The sequence below is a fragment of the Burkholderia sp. IO2 genome (genome assembly GCF_029522185.1).
GTDB lineage: Bacteria > Pseudomonadota > Gammaproteobacteria > Burkholderiales > Burkholderiaceae > Burkholderia > Burkholderia cenocepacia.
The window spans coordinates 62,597-81,443 of sequence record NZ_JAKWFH010000008.1 but is presented as its reverse complement, the minus strand read 5'-3'; the positions used below and the strand labels follow the sequence as shown (position 1 = coordinate 81,443).

Sequence of the window (18,847 nt, the reverse complement as noted above, 5' to 3'; positions counted from 1 at the left end):
ACTTCCGCTTCACATGGACGATCCGATCCCGTCCCGCCCGGCTGGCGGCCTTCTCGCGCCGGCCCCCGGCCGCGCGCTGCCGCGCTGGCATTATCCGGCCGCGCTGCTCGCCGGCGCCGCCAATACGCTCAGCTTCGCGCCCACGCCGCACGGCGGCTGGCTGCAGCTCGTCGTATTCGTCTGGTTTTTCGCACAGCTGACGCGCACGTCGAGCTGGCGCGGTGCCGCGCTCACCGGCGGCGCGTTCGGCTTCGGCAACTTCATCAGCGGCGTCTGGTGGCTCTACATCAGCATGCACGTGTACGGCGAGATGGCCGCGCCGCTCGCGGGCGGCGCGCTCGTGCTGTTCTCGCTGTACCTGTCGCTATACCCGGCATTCTCGGCCGGGCTGTGGTCGTTCTGCGCCGGCCATGCGTGGCATCGCCGCGCGCCCGACCCGCGGCCGTTCTCGCCGACCTGGCACGGCGCGTTTGCGTTCGCGAGCGCGTGGGCGCTCGGCGAATGGCTGCGCGGCACCGTGTTCACCGGCTTTCCGTGGCTCGGCAGCGGCTACCCGCAGGTCGACGGCCCGTTCGCCGGCTTTGCGCCGGTGGTCGGCGTGTACGGGATCGCGTGGGTGCTCGCGCTGTTCGCCGCACTGGTCGTGCAGGCGCTCGTCGCCGCGCGTCCGTCGCCGGTGCGTGACAACGGAGCCGGCGCATCCGGCGGCAACGCCCGCGTGCGCGTCGCCGCGCCGGCCGGCATCGCCGTCGCGCTCGTCGCGGCCGGCCTCGGACTGTCGCAGGTCACCTGGACCGTGCCCGCGAACGCGCCGCTCACCGTGCGGCTGCTGCAGGGCAACGTGAAGCAGGACATCAAGTTCGAGCAGGAAGGCATCGACGCAGCGATCAAGATGTATCAGCAGATGATCGTCGAGAAGCCGGCCGACCTGATCGTCACGCCCGAGACCGCGATCGCGGTGATGATCCAGGAGCTGCCCGAGCCGTTCGCGGTCGCGATCCGCAAGTTCAGCGACACGACCGGCTCGGCCGTGCTGTTCGGCGCGGTCGGCGCGTCGGTGACCGAGGACGGCCACTACGTCGACTACACGAACAGCCTGTACGGCGTGACGCCGAACTCGCGCGACATCTATCACTACGACAAGCACCACCTCGTGCCCTTCGGCGAGTTCATTCCGTGGGGCTTCCGGTGGTTCGTCGACCTGATGAAGATGCCGCTCGGCGACTTCGCGCGCGGCGCGCCCGTGCAGAAGCCGTTCCTCGTGCACAACCAGCCGGTGATGGCCGACATCTGCTACGAGGACTTGTTCGGCGAGGAAATCGCCGCGACGATCCGCGACAACCCGCAGCCGCCGGGCGTGCTCGTCAACGTCACGAACCTCGCGTGGTTCGGCGACACGATCGCGCTCGACCAGCACCTGCAGATCGCCCGGATGCGCTCGCTCGAAACGGGCCGGCCGATGCTGCGCTCGACCAACACCGGGATGACGGCCGCGATCGACGCGCACGGCCGCGTGCTCGGCCAGTTGAAGCCGTTCACGATCGGCTCGCTCGACGTGCGGATCGAAGGCACGAGCGGCTTCACGCCGTACGTGACGAGCGGCAACAATATCGTGCTCGCGGTGTCGCTCGTGTTGCTCGCGTTCGGCTTCACGTTCGGGCCCGGGCTGCGGCGACGCAACGGCCGCAAGCCCGGCGACGACGAAGCGGCATGATGCAGCGGGCCGCTGCCGCGCGCGGCGGCCCGTGACCACGAACCGGCCGGCCGCTCAGGCGGGCCGGGACGATCAGTTCGATCGATCCTGTTGCGCCGGCTGCGCGGCAAGGCCGCGCAGATCGCGGCTCACTTCCTCCATCACCGGCGCCCACGCGCCGAACGTCGGCTGCCGGTACAACGTCGCGGTCGGATACCACGGGCTGTCCGCGCGATCGAGCAGCCACGGCCAGTGCGGATTCACGTCGAGCAGCACCCAGGTGCGCGCACCGAGCGCGCCGGCCAGGTGCGCGACCGACGTGCACACGGTGATCACGAGATCGAGCGCGCCGATGAACGCGGCCGTATCGTCGAAGCTCTTCAACTCGGCCGTGTAGTCGTCGATCGCAAAGCCCGCCGCGCGCGCGGCGGCGACATCCGCATCCGCACCCGGCTGCAGCGAATAGAACGCGACGCCGTCGATGCCGCGAAACGCGTCGGCATAGCGCTCGAGCCCGACGCGCCGGAACGGATTGCGCTGATGGCCCGCGCTGCCCGTCCACACGAGCCCGACCTTCAGCCGGCCATCGCCCGCGAGCCGCGCGCGCCATGCATCACGTGCGCGTGGTTCGGCCCGCAGGTAAGGCACCGACGCGGCGAGCGTCGACGCCTCCATCCCGAGCATCAGCGGCAGGCCGATCAGCGGCACTTCGTAATCGAATGCCGGCAGCGCGTCGATGCCGCCGCCCGCGCCGAACACGTCCGCGTGCGCGCCGAGACTGCGCTGCATCAGCGTGCCGAGCGCCGGAAACGTATTCCACGCGAGCCGGCCGCCTTCGCGATGCACGCGTTCGGCGAGCGGCACGACGAAGCGGCAGAACTGCAGCACGTCGCCGAGCCCCTGCTCGCCCCACACCAGCAGCGTCTTGCCGGCGAGCGGCTCGCCCTGCCAGCGCGGGCCCGGCAGCGCCGGCCGGCGGCCGCGCAACTCGCCCGCGCCGTCCCAGCGCGCCTCGTGGCCACGCCAACCGGCCGCGTGGTTGCCACGCACCAGCTGGATGATCGCGAGATTGAAGCGGAACGACGCATCGTCGGGCGCGAGTTCGCAGGCGCGCGCCGCATGGCGCTCGGCCTCGTCCCAGCGCTGCGCCTCCTTCATCGCCATCGCGACGTTGTTCATCGCGAGCGCGTTGTCGGGCGCGAGCTCGACGAGCCGCGCGGCGCACGCGAGCGCACCGTCCAGGTCGTGCGTCGCGATCCGCGCGACGACGAGGTTGATCCATGCCTGCACGTCCCGCGGATCGTGCTGCACGGCCGCGTCGAGCAACGCGATCTCTTCCGCGCGATCGGCGCCCGACAAGCGCAGCGCGATCGCGAGGTTGTTGCGCAGCGACGGCCAGCCGGCATCGATCGCGAGCGCCGCGCGGTACGGCGCGACCGCGTCCGCGTGACGGCCGGCCATCTGCAGCGCATAGCCATGGTTGAAGTGTGTGGCCGCGCCCGGCTGCACGCGCACCGCGCATTCGGCGAGCGCGAGCGCGTCGGCCGTGCGCTGCCGCGCGACGAGCGCCGTCGTGAGCCGCACGAGCGCGTCGGCATCGACCGCATGCAGATGGGCGGCGGCGGCCAGCCACAGCTCGTGCGCGGGGCGCTCGCCGCGCGCCTGCGCGTCGGCGGCCTGCCCGAGCAGCGCGAGGAACGGCGGAAGCAGCGGAATCAGAATGTCGGTCGGTTCGTCCATGCAATCGGCATCGGCAAGCGGTGACGCGGCACGCGTGGCGCGCCGCAATACGCGCATCTTACCGCCCGCGCGCCGCGCCGCGGCAGGGGCGCCGCGCGCGTGCGCGCAGGCCGCGGGAGCGGTGCGGCGATGCCCGCATCGGCGTTCCGGCCGCATCCGGTCGCCGATCCGGTAAAATTACGCGTTTCAGCACACTAACAAGCCGCGCCGCCGCGCGAGCCGACCCTCCGGGCCCGCCCGGAGCGCCGTCCGCAACGGAGCGCCAGCGCCACGAAGGCTCTTCATGCTTACGTTTCAGCAAATCATCCTGACGCTGCAGTCCTACTGGGACAAGCAGGGTTGCGCCCTGCTCCAGCCCATCGACATGGAAGTCGGCGCGGGCACGTCGCACGTCCACACGTTCCTGCGCGCGGTCGGCCCCGAGCCGTGGCGCGCCGCGTACGTGCAGCCGTCGCGCCGCCCGAAGGACGGCCGCTATGGCGAAAACCCGAACCGCCTGCAGCACTACTACCAGTACCAGGTCGTGCTCAAGCCGGCGCCGGAAAACATCCTCGACCTGTACCTCGGCTCGCTCGAGGCGCTCGGCTTCGACCTGAAGCAGAACGACGTGCGCTTCGTCGAGGACGACTGGGAGAACCCGACGCTCGGCGCGTGGGGCCTCGGCTGGGAAGTGTGGCTGAACGGGATGGAAGTCACGCAGTTCACGTATTTCCAGGAAGTCGGCGGGCTCGAATGCAAGCCGGTGCTCGGCGAGATCACGTACGGCCTCGAGCGCCTCGCGATGTATCTGCAGAAGGTCGAGAACGTGTACGACCTCGTGTGGACCGAGTGGGAAGAGCAAGGCCCGAACGGCCCCGAGCTGCGCCGCCTGTCGTACGGCGACGTGTACCACCAGAACGAGGTCGAGCAGTCGACCTACAACTTCGAGCACGCGAACGTCGACCTGCTGTTCACGTTCTTCAACAGCTACGAAGCGGAAGCGAAGAAGATGATCGACGCGCAGCTCGCGCTGCCCGCGTACGAACTCGTGCTGAAGGCCGGCCACACGTTCAACCTGCTCGACGCGCGCGGCGCGATCTCGGTGACCGAGCGGGCCGCGTACATCGGCCGCATCCGCGCACTGTCGCGTCTCGTCGCGCAGGCTTACTACGACTCGCGCGAGAAGCTCGGCTTCCCGATGCTCGGCAACCCGCCGGGCGTGCCGGGCCTCACCACCGACGCCCAGGACGCCGCCCAGCCGGCATGGGCGCCGCCGCTCAAGGTCGAACGCAAGATCGATCAGGTCTGACGAGACGAGATTCAATCCAACCATGACGCACAATCATCCCGCCCCCCTGCTCGTCGAACTGCTGACCGAAGAGCTGCCGCCGAAGGCCCTCGCGCGCCTCGGCGACGCATTCGCCGAAGGTCTCGCGCAACGCCTCGCGGCGCGCGACCTCGTCGAAGGCGAACTCGTGTTCGAACGCTACGCCACGCCGCGCCGCCTCGCGGTCGTCGTGCAGAACGTGCGCGCCGTCGCGCCTGACCGGCAGGTCCGCGAAAAGGTCCTGCCCGTGTCGGTCGCGCTCGACGCCGAAGGCAAGCCGACGGCCCCGCTCGCGAAGAAGCTCGCGGCGCTCGGCCACCCGAACCTGTCGATCGCCGATCTCGAGCGCGCGCAGGACGGCAAGGCCGAAGCGTTCTTCATCAATTACTCGGCGGCCGGCGCCACGCTCGCCGACGGCCTGCAGGCCGCGCTCGACGAGGCGCTCGCGAAGCTGCCGATCCCGAAATTCATGACGTACCAGCGCCCGGACGGCTCGGACGTGAAGTTCGTGCGCCCGGTGCATCGCCTGACGGTGCTGCACGACGACCGCATCGTGCCCGTCACCGCGTTCGGCGTCGACGCCGGCGACACGACGCTCGGCCACCGCTTCCTGTCCGACGGCCTGGTCGCGATCCAGCACGCCCGCGCGTACGCCGACACGCTGCGCGACAAGGGCCGCGTGATCGCGCACTTCGCCGATCGCCGCGAAACGATCCGCACGCAGCTGAACGAACATGCGAACGGCGACACGGTCGTGATGCCCGAATCGCTGCTCGACGAAGTCACGTCGCTGGTCGAATGGCCGGTCGTCTACCCGTGCCGCTTCGAGGACGAATTCCTGCAGGTGCCGCAGGAATGCCTGATCCTCACGATGCAGACGAACCAGAAGTATTTCGCGCTGACCGACGTCGCCGGCAAGCTGCGCTCGCGCTTCCTGATCGTGTCGAACATCGAGACGAAGACGCCGGGCGAGATCATCGAAGGCAACGAGCGCGTCGTGCGCCCGCGCCTCGCCGATGCGAAGTTCTTCTTCGAGCAGGACAAGAAGAAGCCGCTCGCCGACCGCGTGCCGCAACTCGCGAACGTCGTCTATCACAACAAGCTCGGTTCGGCGCTCGCCCGCGTCGAGCGCCTCGAGGCGCTGGCCGGCGAAATCGCCCCGGCGATCGGCGCCGACACCGCGCACGCGAAGCGCGCCGCGCGCCTCGCGAAGGCCGACCTGCTGACCGACATGGTCGGCGAGTTCCCGGAACTGCAGGGCACGATGGGCACGTACTACGCGCGCCACGACGGCGAAGCCGACGACGTCGCGCTCGCATGCGCCGAGCACTACCAGCCGCGCTTTTCCGGCGACGCACTGCCGACCACGCCGGTGTCGACCGCCGTCGCGCTCGCGGACAAGCTCGAAACGATCGTCGGCATCTGGGGCATCGGCCTCGCGCCGACCGGCGAGAAGGATCCGTTCGCGCTGCGCCGCCACGCGCTCGGCGTGCTGCGCCTGCTGCTCGAAAAGCAGCTGCCGCTCGATCTCGTCTCGCTGCTGCGCACGGCCCATGCACGCTTTAACGGCGTGCCGGGCGTTGCCGAATCGACCGACGCGATCTTCGCGTTCTTCATGGATCGCCTGCGCGGCCTGCTGCGCGAGCGCGGCTATTCGGCCGGCGAAATCGACGCGGTGCTGAGCCTGAACCCGACGCGCCTCGACGATCTCGTCGCGCGTCTCGACGCGGTGCGCGAATTCACGCGCCTCGCGGAAGCCGAAGCGCTCGCGGCCGCGAACAAGCGGATCTCGAACATCCTGAAGAAGTCGGAAGGCGGCGCGAACGGCGCGGTGCAGCCGACGCTGCTCGTCGAGGCCGCCGAGAAGGCGCTGCACGAACAGCTCGCGGCCGTCACGCCGCACGTGCAGTCGCAGCTCGAGGCGCGTGCATACACGGGCGCGCTGTCGGCGCTCGCCGCGCTGCGCGCGCCGGTCGACACGTTCTTCAACGACGTGATGGTCAACGCGGAAGATCCGGCCCTGCGCGCGAACCGTCTCGCGCTGCTGTCCGCGCTGCACCAGCAGATGAACTGCGTCGCCGACATCTCGAAGCTCGCCGCATAAGGGCCGCCCGATGCCGACCAGCCCCAACCGCAAGCTCGTCGTCCTCGACCGGGACGGCGTGATCAACGTCGATTCGGACGCGTTCATCAAGACGCCCGACGAATGGATCGCGCTGCCCGGCAGCTTCGAGGCGATCGCCCGGCTCAACCACGCGGGCTACCGCGTGGTCGTCGCGACCAACCAGTCCGGCATCGGTCGCGGGCTGTTCGACATGGCCGCGCTCAACGAGATGCACCTGAAAATGCATCGCGCGGCGGCCGCGGTCGGCGCGCGCATCGACGCGGTGTTCTTCTGCCCGCATACGGCCGAGGATCATTGCGACTGCCGCAAGCCGAAACCCGGCATGATGCAGATGATCGCCGAGCGCTTCGAGATCGATCCCGATCACACGCCGGTCGTCGGCGATTCGCTGCGCGACCTGCAGGCCGGCGTCGCGGTCGGCTTCCAGCCGCACCTCGTGCTGACCGGCAAGGGCAAGAAAACGCTCGCCGCGGGCAATCTGCCGCCCGGCACGAAGGTCCACGACGACCTGCGCGCGTTTGCGCTCGATTTTCTTTCACACGAACACGAGTGATGCGGCTGCCGCGCGCATCCTCCCCAACGCCAGACTCACGCCGATGCGCTTCGTCCGCTCCCTGCTGCTGCTGATCTACTTCATCCTGTACACGGTGCCGTACGCCACCGCGTGCTTCATCGCGTTTCCGTTCATGCGCCCCGACGCGCGCTACTGGATGGCGGCCGGCTGGTGCAAGTCGACGCTGTGGGTCGTGCGCTGGCTGAACGGCATCCGCTACCGGATCGAAGGGATGGAAAACCTGCCCGACGGCCCGGCCGTGCTGCTGTCGAAGCACCAGTCCGCGTGGGAGACGCTCGCGTTCCCGGCGCTGATGCCCAAGCCGCTCTGCTACGTGTTCAAGCGCGAGCTGCTGTACGTGCCGTTCTTCGGCTGGGCGCTCGGGCTGCTGCACATGGTCAACATCAACCGCAAGGAAGGCAAGAACGCGTTCAATTCGGTGATCCGCCAGGGCAAGAAGCGCCTGTCGGAAGGCGCATGGATGATCATGTTCCCCGAAGGCACGCGTACGCCGGTCGGCAAGCAGGGCAAGTACAAGACGGGTGGCGCGCGCTTCGCGATCGAAACCGGCACGCCGGTCGTGCCGATCGCGCACAATGCAGGGCGGGTGTGGCCGCGTAACTCGTTCACGAAATTCCCGGGCGTCGTCACGGTGTCGATCGGCAAGCCGATCGCGAGCGAAGGGCTGACGCCCGATGCATTGAACTCGCAGGTCGAAGCATGGATCGAAGCGGAAATGCGCCGCATCGATCCCGATGCGTATCGTCAGGCGGGCAACGCCGGCACACGCGATGCCGCGCGCGCCTGAAGCCCCGGATTGCAGCCGTTGCGTACGACAAAAAGAAGCGAACTGATGAAACAGCGTCCGCGGCCACGGCCTGCCGTCGTGGCCCTCGATCATCGCCAGATGGATCTGCCGCTCTTCGACGGGCCGGCCGCGGCGCCGTCGGCGCCCGCCGCCCCGCCGGCGCCGCCTGAAGTCGCACCCGCCGCACCGCTCGATCCGGGCCCGGCGCCCGATCGCTCGCGCGTGCGCACGTTCGCGCTCGACAGCCGCGTGCTCGAATACCGGCTGAAGCGCTCGGCGCGCCGTACGATCGGCTTCACGATCGACGGCAGCGGGCTGTCGATCACCGCGCCGCGCTGGGTCACGCTCGCCGACATCGAAGCGGCGATCGCGGAGAAACAACGCTGGATCTTCGCGAAGCTCGCGGAGTGGAAGACGCGCACCGAGCAGCGCGCGCTGCCGCAGATCGACTGGCGCGACGGCGCGCAGCTGCCGTATCTCGGCAAGACGGTGACGATCGCGCTCGGCGCGGGCGCCGTCGCGTTCGATGCCGATGCGCTGCGGCTGTCGCTGCCGCTGCCCGTGCAGGCCGACATGCAGCAGATCAAGGATCGCGTGCAGGGCTGGCTGCAGGGCGAAGCGAAACGCATCTTCGGCGAACGCCTCGTCGTCTACGCGGAAAAGCTCGGCGTCACGTATTCGATGTATGCGCTGTCGTCGGCCGCGACGCGCTGGGGCAGTTGCTCGAGCGACGGCAAGATCCGCCTGAACTGGCGGCTGATCCATTTCCCGATGTCGATCATCGACTACGTCGTCGCGCACGAGCTGTCGCACCTGCGCGAGATGAACCACAGCCCGGCCTTCTGGCAGACCGTCGAATCGATCTTCCCCGAGTTCCGCGAAGCGCGGCATACGCTCAAGCATCATCCGCCCGAGTTGCTGCCGTCGCTTTGACGCGCGCGGCTTCGGCTCCAACGAAAAAGGGCGATGCGGATTACCCCGCATCGCCCTTTTTCGCTGCCGCGGCGCACATCGCACGCCGCGGCCCGGTTCATCCCGCGCTTACTTCTTCTGGATGAACTCGATCTTGTAGCCGTCCGGATCCTCGACGAACGCGATCACGGTCGTGCCGTGCTTCATCGGGCCTGCCTCGCGCGTGACCTTGCCGCCTTGCGCCTTGATCTTCTCGCAGGCCGCGTACGCATCGTCGACCGCTACCGCCAGATGGCCGAAGCCGTTGCCGAGATCGTAGGACGGCGTCTCCCAGTTATGGGTGAGTTCGATCACGGTGCCCGTGCTCTCGTCTTCGTAGCCGACGAACGCGAGCGTGAACTTGCCTTCCGGATAATCCTCGCGACGCAGCAGCTTCATGCCGAGCAATTCGGTGTAGAACTTGATCGAGCGGTCGAGATCGCCGACTCGCAGCATCGTATGCAGCAAACGCATGTGTTGTACTCCTGTGGGGACTTTCCAGAACCGGAAATTCTACCGGAGACGGGTGAATTTCGCCGGGGGCGCCCCGCCCGGCGCACGGCCGAGGCGGCACATCGGTTGACCCGACGCAAGCGCAACGGCAGAAAACGTCACACTCCGGCCCGCCCGGCCACCGCGCCGATCGGGTAACATCCTTCCACTTCGCACCAAAAGCGGGCATGCGTCCCGCCGCCCGACCGCGACCACCCACTCTTCCCTACCCCACACTGCCGTGCGAAACCGCCGATTCGAGCGCGCCGGACGCGCCGCCCGCCTGACCTCGCCGCCGTCATACCGGACCCGCGAGGCGCGCCGATGACCGCGCTTGCCGCCGCCCCCGTGCGCCGCGCGCTCGATACGCGCGCGGTCGGCCTGATGCTGCTGCTGTGCGCGATCTGGGGCTTCCAGCAGGTCGCGATCAAGAGCACGAACGCCGCGATCGCACCGATGTTCCAGGCCGGGCTGCGCTCGGTGATCGCGGCGGTGCTGCTATGGGGCTGGGCCCGCACGCGCGGCACGCCGCTGTTCCAGGCGGACGGCACGTTCGGCGCGGGGCTCGCCGCCGGCGCGCTGTTCGCCGGCGAATTCATCTGCGTGTTCTTCGGACTGACGCTGACGAGCGCGTCGCACATGGCGATCTTCCTGTACACGGCGCCGTGCTTCACCGCGCTCGGCCTGCACCTGTTCGCCCCGGGCGAGCGGCTGCAGCGCACGCAATGGGCCGGCGTCGGTCTCGCCTTCGCCGGCATCGCGCTCGCGTTCGCGGACGGCTTCCTGAAGCCGCGCGCGGCCGGCGCATCCGTGCTGGCCGGGCTCGCCGGCGACGCGCTCGGGATCCTCGGCGGCGCGATGTGGGCCGCGACGACGGTCGTCGTGCGCTCGACGGCGCTCGCGCGGGCCAGCGCGAGCAAGACGCTGTTCTACCAGCTCGCGGTATCGGCGGTCGTGCTGGTCGCGCTCGCCGCGCTGTCCGGCCAGATGTCGTTCGCGCACGTGACGCCGGTCGCGCTGGCGAGCCTCGCGTACCAGTCGGTGATCGTCGCGTTCGTCAGCTACCTGTCGTGGTTCTGGCTGCTGACACGCTACAGCGCGTCCCGGCTGTCCGTGTTCACGTTTCTGTCGCCGCTGTTCGGCGTCGCGTTCGGCGTGTTGCTGCTCGGCGAATCGGTCGGCTGGCGCTTCATGTCCGCGGCCGCGCTCGTGCTGACCGGCATCGCGCTCGTCAACGCGCCGCCGCGCCGGCGGGCGTGACGACCGACGCGAGATGCGCGGGCAATAAAAAAGGCCGCCGGTCAGGCAGCCTCTTCGATACAGCCGGTGGGCGCGCGCGACCCGCGTCATCCGGCCTTGCGCACCGCCGCAAGCGCCTGCGCGACGCCGACGTACTCCGCCACGCTCACGTCCTCCGCACGGCGCGCGAGATCGAAGCCGAGCGCGTCGAAATCGATCGTCTCGCGGTAGTCGCCGAGCGTATTGCGCAGCATCTTGCGGCGCTGCGAGAACGCGGCGGTGACGATTTCGCCGAGCAGCACGGGATCGACGTCCGGCAGTTCGTGCGGCTCGTACGGAATCATCCGGACGATCGCCGAATCGACCTTCGGCGGCGGCTGGAACGACTCCGGCGGCACGTCGAGCATCTTTTCCATCACGTAGCGGTACTGCAGCATCACCGACAGCCGCGAAAACGCCTTCGTGCCCGGCTCCGCGACCATCCGCTCGACGACTTCGTTCTGCAGCATGAAATGCTGGTCGACGACCGCATCGGCGAACGTCATCAGATGAAACAGCAGCGGGCTGGAAATGTTGTACGGCAAGTTGCCGACGATCCGCAGCGACGGCTTGTCGCCGGGCGCCGCGAGCGAGCGGAAGTCGAATGCGAGCGCATCGCCCGCGTGCAGTTCCAGCAGCGCGCCGAAGCGTTGCTGCAGGCGCCCGATCAGGTCGCGGTCGAGCTCGACCGCGTGCAGCGGCGACTCGGGCGTCGCGAGACGCTCGATCAGCGGCTCGGTCAGCGCGCCGAGCCCGGGCCCGATCTCGACCATCCGCTGGCCGCGCGCGGGGCCGATCGTCGCGACGATCGAATCGATCACGCCGTGATCGACGAGGAAGTTCTGCCCGAAGCGCTTGCGCGCGAAATGGCCTTGGTGCTGTCTGCTGTTCGACATCGACTGAGTAAAACGAAAAATACGACGAATGGGGTAAACCGGCAGCGTCAGGCTGCGCGGCGATGGCGCGCCATCGTGACGGCCGTATCGAGCGCGGCGATCATGCTGCCCGGATCGGCGCGGCCCGTGCCGGCCAGATCGAGCGCGGTGCCGTGATCGACCGACGTGCGGATGATCGGCAGCCCGAGCGTCACGTTGATGCCCTCGCCGAACGTCGCGTACTTCAGCACGGGCAGGCCCTGGTCATGGAACATCGCCAGCACGCAATCGGCATCGGCCAGATGGCGCGGCTGGAACAGCGTGTCGGCCGGATACGGGCCGCGCGCATCGATGTGTTGCGCATGCGCACGGGCCAGCGCCGGCGAGATCACGTCGATCTCCTCGCGGCCGAGATAACCGTTCTCGCCCGCGTGCGGGTTCAGGCCCGTCACGAGGATGCGCGGCGTGGCGAGACCGAAGTCGCGCCGCAGGTCGCGATCGATGATCGCGAGCGTCTCGACGAGCCCGTCGATCGTCAGCGCGGCCGATACGTCCTTCAGCGGCAAGTGGGTGGTCGCGAGCGCGACACGTAGCGGCCGCTGGCCGGTGCCGGCCAGCATCATCACGACGCGCGGCGTATGCGTGCGCTCGGCCAGGTATTCGGTATGGCCGGTGAACGGCACGCCCGCATCGTTGATCGTGCTTTTCTGCAGCGGCGCGGTGACGATCGCGTCGTACCGGCCCGCCAGCGCGCCGTCGATCGCCGCGTCGAGCAGCCCGAGCACGTAGCGGCCGTTCGCCGCGTCGAGCTTGCCCGCCTGCGCGGGCACGGCCAGCGCGCGATGCGCGACCGACACCTGCGCGCCGCCGGCCAGCGTGGCCGGGTCGATGCCGACCGCCGCGGCCCGCGCGTCGAGCAACGCCGCATCGCCGAGCACGGTGAAATGCGCGTCGGGCCAACGCTGCGCGGCGTCACGCAGCGCCTGCACGGTCAGCTCCGGGCCGACTCCCGCGGGTTCGCCGGTCGTGATCGCGATCTGCAGCGCGGGCGTGGTCATTCGATGCTCGCTCAGTTCGCCGGGCCGACGCCGCCGATCTTGTACTGCACGTACGAAGAATCGCGCAGCTCGCGCAGCCAGTCGGCGTAGGCCTGTTCGGCCTTGCGCTGGCCGATCGCCTGGCGGGCGATGTCCATCTGCTGCTGCACCGACCCTTCCGCTTCGCGGCGGTTCAGCACCTGGATCAGGTGGTAGCCGTACTCGGTACGAATCGGCTGGCTGATCTGGCCGTCCTGCAGGTTGTTCATCGCACGCTCGAATTCCGGCACGGTCTCGCCCGGGCTGATCCAGCCGAGATCGCCGCCCTGCGACGCCGACCCGTCCTGCGAGTAGGTGCGCGCGAACTTCGCGAAATCGCCGCCGGCCTCGACCTGGTTGCGGATGTCAACGAGTTGCTGACGCGCCTGGCCTTCCGACTTGCCTTCGCCGACGCGCAGCAGGATGTGGCGCACGTGCGTCTGGACGATCTTCGGCGCCGCGGCGCTCGCGCCCTGGCTCTGGCGGCGATCGACGAGGCGCACGATCTCGAAGCCGTCCGGCACGCGGATCAGCGTCGGGTTGACCTGGCCCGGGCGCAGCTTCGACGCGGCCTCGACGACGTCGGCCGGCAGCGCGCTCGGCGACTTGAAGCCGAGATCGCCGCCCTTCTTCGCGTCGTTCGCTTCGGAGTTGTTCTTCGCGAGCCGCTCGAAATCGGCGCCCGACTTCGCCTGCTGCAGCAGCGCTTCCGCCTTCTTCTGCGCGGCTTCGATGTCGGCCTGCGGCGCGTTGGTGGGCGCCTTGATGAAGATGTGCTGGAAGCGCAGGTCCTGCTGCTGCGACGCGTTCGGCCCGCGCTGGCTCGCGATGTAGTTCGCGACCTCGGCGTCCGACACCGTGATCTTGCCGTCGACCTCGCGCTCGCGCAGCTTCGACAGCGTCAGCTCAGTGCGCGCGTCGTTCGTGAAAATGCTCCAGGGCACGCCTTGCGCCTCGAGACGCGCGCGGTACTGGTCGAGCGTCATCCCGTTCGCCTGCGCGAGACGCTGCAGCGTGGCCTGCACGGTCGCGTCGTCGACACGGATCCCGTCATCCTTGGCCTTCTGCACCTGGATACGTTCGAGCACCATCTGGTTCAGCACCTGCCCGCGCAGCTGGTCGGCCGGCGGCACCGGCGCGTTCTGCTGCTGCAGCCGGCGCGCGATCAAGCCGACACGCTGGTCGAGTTCACGGCCCGTGATCACGTCGTTGTTGACGACCGCGACGACTTCGTCGGCGAGCTGCGCACCTTGCGAACCGAGCGCCTGCGCCGCGGCCGGCGCGGCGGCGAGCAGCGCGGCGGACGCGGCAAGGCTGGACACGACTGCCGCGAAACGAAGGGTTTTCTTCATTGCCACTGAAACTCCATTGAAATCGTGCTGACCGGTGCAGACATGCCGGCGTTACTCGTAGTTGCTGAAGCGGGACATCGGCGGCGGCGGCGGCGGCAGCGGCGTGTAGCCCGGCACCCCGGCGCGGAACGCGGACACGAGGCCGTTGTCGACGGTCGACAGGCCCTTGAGCGTCAGCTGCATCATGAATCGCGTCGACGAGTTCTGCTGTCCCGACGTATTGATGCCGTTCGCAAATCGCTGGACCCCGACCCCGAGCGCCCAGCAGTCCGCGTCGTATTGTAAGCCGACCAGACCGTCGACCACGCGATCTCCGGCGAGGTCGTAGTTGAAACGGCCGATCGCATACAGGCGGCGCGTAAGCGGCCATTGCGCGGACACCAGGAACTGGTTGATCGGCTGGTTGTCGAGCGTGGTGTTCGCGCGCGTATAGCGGTAGCCGACGTTGATCACGCGGCGCTCGCCCGGGCTGTAGCCGAAACCGACGCTCGACTTCACGAGCTGGTTGTTGTTCTGGTTGTACTGGAACGCCGTTTCCGACATGAAGCCCGAGCCGAGCTTCAGCGCGGCGCCGACGATCAGGTCCGAGTGGCGCGCCAGCACGGCGCTCTGCCCCGGCGTCAGCGTGACGCGCTGATCGGCGAAGTAGTACTGCTGCGCGATCACGAAGCGCGCGCGCTCGTCGCCGGTGCGCGGATCGATGAAGCGCGACGTCAGGCCGGCCGTGATCCGGTTCGCATCGGCGATCCGGTCGTTACCGACGAACGTGTTCGGCTGGTAGATCTCCGCGAGGCCGAAGTCCGATTCCGCGGTGTCGAACAGCGGCGCGTTCGACTGGTCGCGATACGGCGTGTACACGTAGTACAGGCGCGGCTCGAGGGTCTGGATGAAGTCCTGGCCGAACAGGCGCACCGAACGGTCGAAGATCAGGCCCGAATCGACGCTCACGGTCGGGATCGACTCGGTGAAGCGCTTCGGGTTGTTCGGCGTGGTCGACGACAGGTAGCCCAGGTCGTACGACGCGAAGTGATACTGGACCTTCGGCACGACGAAGTAGCCGGGGCCGTACACGCCGTACGAGATGTACGGGTTGAAGACGATCCGGTCGCCCTGGGTCGCATCGGCGGTCGTGATGCGGAACCGCGAATAGTCGGCTTCCGCGCCGAAGTCGAAACCGCCGACGTTGTACTTCGTGTACTTCACGTTCAACTGCGGCTCGCGGCTGTACGGCGCGATCGACGGCGGCAGCGTCTGCCAGTGCTGGTAGCGCGCGAGCACCGACCACGGGCCGTTGTTGTACGTGAGGCCGGCTTCCTGCTGGTACAGCGTCTGCGTCCCGTTGACGAACTGGTTCGTCGACCCGAGGTCTTCCGGATACGTGTTGTCCGAGACCTTGTTGAAGTAGACGTAGCCGCCGAAACCGCCGCCGAAATTCTGCTGGTGCTGCCAGTAGATCGCATAGCGGTTGCGGTGCGCGAGCCGGTCATCCGGCAGGTAATTGGCCGTAAACGTGCCCGAATACGACGGCGACAGGTAGCGGAACGTCGCCTCGGTCATCACGCCGCGCCGCGAGATGATGCGCGGCGTGAGCGTCAGGTCGCGGTTCGGCGCGATGTTGAAGTAGTACGGCAGCGACAGCTCGAAGCCGTTGTTCGAGTTCATCGAGAACGTCGGCGGCAGCAGGCCGCTGCGCCGCTCGCCCGACAGCGGGAACGTCATCCACGGGCTCGCGAAGATCGGCACGCCCTGGAAGAACAGCACGCCGTTGCGCGCGGTGCCTTCGTCGGCGCCCGTATCGAAGTCGAAGCGGCTGCCCTTGATGTACCACGCGGGGTTCGTCGAGCACTGGCACGCCGTATACGTGCCGTTGACGAACACCGAGCGCTCGTTGTCGACCATGTCGACGCGCTCCGCGCTACCCGACCCGCCCGTCACGTTGAAGTGATACTTCGGCGCGGTCATGAAGCCCTGGCTCGCCTCGATCTTCATGTGCGCCTCGGGGCCCGCGAACGACATCCCGCCATTGACCACCTTGACCTGGCCGTACGCATCGGCCATGTCGGTATCCTGATCGTAGTGGATCGCGTCGGCCTTCACGACGGCGTCGCCGCGCCGCAGCTCGGCGGAGCCCTTCGCGGCGAGATCCTGCTCGGCGGTGCCGCTCGTGTGGTCGGCGATCACGAAGGCGGCCGGCTTCGCGCCGTCCTTCAGCGGATGATCCTCGAGCTGGGGTGCGAGACGCAGATCCCACGGCGAGTCGAGCGGCTGCGGCTGCGCAGCCGCGCCCGACAGCTGCGCGTACGACACGGCCGGCACGAGGCCGGGCACGGCCAGGAGCGCGAGCGCGAGCCGCCGTTTGCGCGGCGCCCCGTCACCGGGGAAAACATTCGGGAATAGCGGTTTGGGCGGCATCTATCGTTTGGCGAATCGCCCCTTGTCAACCGCGCCTGCACGGCACCTTCGCGCGCGGCGGGCCGCGCCGTCGAGCCGCGACTGCGGCTCTTCGCAAACCGGGGAGGCGATCGGGCGGACGGCGCGACAGGCGGCGGGCCTGCACGGCGGAAGCTGACGCGGGGGCGCGTCAAAAAAGTCGTGGGGTATTATATGGCAAGACGTTCCCCCCTCCGCCGAGTTTCATGACGCCCCCATCCGCCGCATCCCAGCCCGACGCCCGCCTCGAAGCGCTCACCGCGTGGCTGCACCCGCTCGCCGGGCGCTACGCCCTCGATCTGTCGACCCTCGCGCCCGCGTCGTCGGACGCCAGTTTCCGCCGCTATTTCCGGGTCGCGTCGGCCACCAGTGCCGGCGGCACGCTGATCGCCGTCGATGCGCCGCCGCCCGAGAAATGCCGCGAGTTCGTCCAGGTCGCGCAGCTGCTCGCCGCGGCCGGCGACCACGTGCCCGACGTGCTGGCTCACGATTTCGACGCAGGCTTCATGCTCGTGACCGACCTCGGCCGCACGTCGTACATCTCGGTGCTCGACCCGGCCGACCCGGCCGCCGCACGTCCGCTGATGCGCGCCGCGCTCGATGCGCTGATCCGCTTCCAGCTCACGTCGAAGCCCGACGTGCTGCCGCCGTTCGACGAAGCGTTCCTGCGCCGCGAAATGGAGCTGCTGCCCGAATGGTTCGTCGGCCGCCACCTCGGCAAGCCGGTCACCGACGCGATGCGCGGCACGCTCGAGCGCACCTTCGCGCTGCTGGTCGCGAGCGCGCACGCGCAGCCGCAAGGCTTCATGCTGCGCGACTTCATGCCGCGCAACCTGATGGTCTGCGAGCCGAATCCGGGCGTGCTCGACTTCCAGGACGCCGTGTACGGGCCGCTGACGTACGACGTCGTGTCGCTGCTGCGCGACGCGTTCATCAGCTGGGACGAGGAGTTCGAGCTCGACTGCTTCGCGTACTACTGGGAAAAGGCGAAAAAGGCCGGCCTGCCGGTCGATCCGGATTTCGGCGAGTTCTACCGCCAGCTCGAATGGATGGGGCTGCAGCGCCATATCAAGATCCTCGGCCTGTTCGCGCGCATCAACTATCGCGACGGCAAGCCGCATTACCTGAACGACCTGCCGCGCTTCCTGACCTATGCGCGCAAGGTCGCGCTGCGCTATCGCCCGCTCGTGCCGTTCGCGAAGCTGCTCGACGAGCTCGAGGGCAACGCGCCGGCCGACGTCGGCTATACGTTCTGACCGTCCCCACACCCAGTCGAACATGAGCACTACCCTGACCACGGCGATGATCTTCGCCGCCGGACGCGGCGAACGGATGCGCCCGCTGACCGACACCCGCCCGAAGCCGCTGCTCGAAGCCGGCGGCAAGCCGCTGATCGTGTGGCAGATCGAGGCGCTCGCGCGGGCGGGCATCGAGACCATCGTGATCAACCACGCATGGCTCGGCGAGCAGCTCGAGGCCGCGCTCGGCGACGGTTCGCGCTGGGGCGTGCGGATCGCCTATTCGGCCGAGGGCGACGCACTGGAAACCGCCGGCGGCATCGCGCAGGCGCTGCCGCTGCTGGAGCGCGACGGGCAGCCGGCCGTGTTCGCGGCGGTCAGCGGCGATGTGTATTGCGCGTTCGACTACCGGACGCTCGCGCCGCGCGCGGCCCGGATGGCCGCGCTCGACACGCCGGCGATGCACCTCGTGATGGTGCCGAACCCGCCGTTCCACCCGGCCGGCGACTTCGCGCTCGGCGACGATGGCCGTCTGGCGCTCGACGGCGCCGCGCGCTTCACGTTCGGCAACATCGGCCTGTACGACACGCGGATGTTCCGCGACCTCGCGCCCGGCACGCGGCGCGCGCTGACGCCGTACTATCGCGCGGCGATCGAAGCCGGCCACGCGAGCGGCGAACTGTACGAAGGCATCTGGGAGAACGTCGGCACGCCCGCGCAGCTCGGCGAGCTCGACGCGCGGCTGCGCGCCGCCGCGGGCTGATCGTCTCGTGGCCGGGCGCCGGTCGTCGGGTAGCCGGCGCGGCGCCGATGGCCTGACGGGCCAATGAATGCCCGGCCGAGCCCGGATCACGTGCCCGCGGGCATCCGCCCGGTCACCCGACCGGGACGCCGCTACACCGCCCGCTACCGGACGGACGCCCACCATCC

The 18,847-nt window shown here is 68.9% G+C and carries 15 protein-coding genes; 9 read left to right on the top strand and 6 right to left on the bottom strand.

Translation table 11 applies throughout. The features are described 5' to 3' along the window. Window positions 1-13: 13 nt before the first annotated feature. Window positions 14-1,714 (top strand): apolipoprotein N-acyltransferase, encoded by a 1,701-nt coding sequence (gene lnt, locus MMB92_RS07120; protein ID WP_006497374.1) that lies wholly within the window; start codon window positions 14-16, stop codon window positions 1,712-1,714. A 72-nt stretch (window positions 1,715-1,786) separates the two neighbouring features. Here lnt and MMB92_RS07115 read toward each other — a convergent pair whose 3' ends face one another. After that, a complete protein-coding gene (locus MMB92_RS07115) occupies window positions 1,787-3,433 on the bottom strand; it encodes a hypothetical protein (protein WP_080330698.1) in 1,647 nt (548 codons plus the stop codon). Window positions 3,434-3,716: 283 nt separating this feature from the next. Between MMB92_RS07115 and glyQ the strand changes: the two genes are divergently transcribed. Genes glyQ through MMB92_RS07090 form a run of 5 tightly spaced genes read left to right on the top strand, consistent with a single transcriptional unit; the run spans window position 3,717 to window position 9,158 of the window. After that, the gene (gene glyQ / locus MMB92_RS07110) at window positions 3,717-4,721 is read left to right on the top strand and encodes a glycine--tRNA ligase subunit alpha (protein ID WP_006488593.1); all 1,005 of its coding nucleotides are present in this window, start codon (window positions 3,717-3,719) and stop codon (window positions 4,719-4,721) included. 22 nt (window positions 4,722-4,743) lie between these two features. Then, entirely contained in the window at window positions 4,744-6,843 is a 2,100-nt protein-coding gene (glyS, locus tag MMB92_RS07105; protein ID WP_058901794.1) for a glycine--tRNA ligase subunit beta, read from the top strand. Window positions 6,844-6,853: 10 nt separating this feature from the next. Continuing rightward, window positions 6,854-7,417 (top strand): D-glycero-beta-D-manno-heptose 1,7-bisphosphate 7-phosphatase, encoded by a 564-nt coding sequence (gene gmhB / locus MMB92_RS07100; RefSeq protein WP_006488591.1) that lies wholly within the window; start codon window positions 6,854-6,856, stop codon window positions 7,415-7,417. Window positions 7,418-7,460: 43 nt separating this feature from the next. Further along, a complete protein-coding gene (locus tag MMB92_RS07095; RefSeq protein WP_006488592.1) occupies window positions 7,461-8,225 on the top strand; it encodes a lysophospholipid acyltransferase family protein in 765 nt (254 codons plus the stop codon). 45 nt (window positions 8,226-8,270) lie between these two features. After that, window positions 8,271-9,158, top strand: coding sequence for a SprT family zinc-dependent metalloprotease (locus MMB92_RS07090; protein WP_034201389.1), 888 nt, complete (start codon window positions 8,271-8,273; stop codon window positions 9,156-9,158). A gap of 108 nt (window positions 9,159-9,266) precedes the next feature. On the opposite strand, the gene gloA is transcribed toward MMB92_RS07090, so the two are convergent. Beyond that, window positions 9,267-9,650 (bottom strand): lactoylglutathione lyase, encoded by a 384-nt coding sequence (gene gloA, locus MMB92_RS07085; RefSeq protein WP_006477863.1) that lies wholly within the window; start codon window positions 9,648-9,650, stop codon window positions 9,267-9,269. Window positions 9,651-9,992: 342 nt separating this feature from the next. Between gloA and MMB92_RS07080 the strand changes: the two genes are divergently transcribed. Then, window positions 9,993-10,928, top strand: coding sequence for a DMT family transporter (locus MMB92_RS07080; protein ID WP_058901796.1), 936 nt, complete (start codon window positions 9,993-9,995; stop codon window positions 10,926-10,928). 86 nt (window positions 10,929-11,014) lie between these two features. Here the strand turns inward: MMB92_RS07080 and rsmA are convergent, their stop codons facing one another. The 4 genes from rsmA to MMB92_RS07060 are packed head-to-tail and all read right to left on the bottom strand — an operon-like array spanning window position 11,015 to window position 16,661. Then, entirely contained in the window at window positions 11,015-11,842 is an 828-nt protein-coding gene (rsmA, locus tag MMB92_RS07075; RefSeq protein WP_058901797.1) for a 16S rRNA (adenine(1518)-N(6)/adenine(1519)-N(6))-dimethyltransferase RsmA, read from the bottom strand. A gap of 47 nt (window positions 11,843-11,889) precedes the next feature. Then, the gene (pdxA, locus tag MMB92_RS07070) at window positions 11,890-12,879 is read right to left on the bottom strand and encodes a 4-hydroxythreonine-4-phosphate dehydrogenase PdxA (protein WP_006491615.1); all 990 of its coding nucleotides are present in this window, start codon (window positions 12,877-12,879) and stop codon (window positions 11,890-11,892) included. 11 nt (window positions 12,880-12,890) lie between these two features. Next, window positions 12,891-14,249: a peptidylprolyl isomerase gene (locus tag MMB92_RS07065; protein WP_034178516.1), complete on the bottom strand. Its 1,359-nt coding sequence runs from the start codon at window positions 14,247-14,249 to the stop codon at window positions 12,891-12,893. A gap of 51 nt (window positions 14,250-14,300) precedes the next feature. Then, on the bottom strand, window positions 14,301-16,661 hold the full coding sequence (locus MMB92_RS07060) for an LPS-assembly protein LptD (protein WP_006485743.1): 2,361 nt from the start codon (window positions 16,659-16,661) through the stop codon (window positions 14,301-14,303). Window positions 16,662-16,885: 224 nt separating this feature from the next. Here MMB92_RS07060 and MMB92_RS07055 point away from each other — a divergent pair, with 224 nt between their 5' ends. Both MMB92_RS07055 and murU read left to right on the top strand, forming a co-directional pair. Further along, complete coding sequence (locus MMB92_RS07055; protein ID WP_034201384.1) at window positions 16,886-17,935, top strand: phosphotransferase; 1,050 nt, start codon at window positions 16,886-16,888, stop codon at window positions 17,933-17,935. A gap of 22 nt (window positions 17,936-17,957) precedes the next feature. After that, window positions 17,958-18,680, top strand: coding sequence for an N-acetylmuramate alpha-1-phosphate uridylyltransferase MurU (murU, locus tag MMB92_RS07050; protein WP_012492416.1), 723 nt, complete (start codon window positions 17,958-17,960; stop codon window positions 18,678-18,680). Window positions 18,681-18,847: the final 167 nt, after the last annotated feature.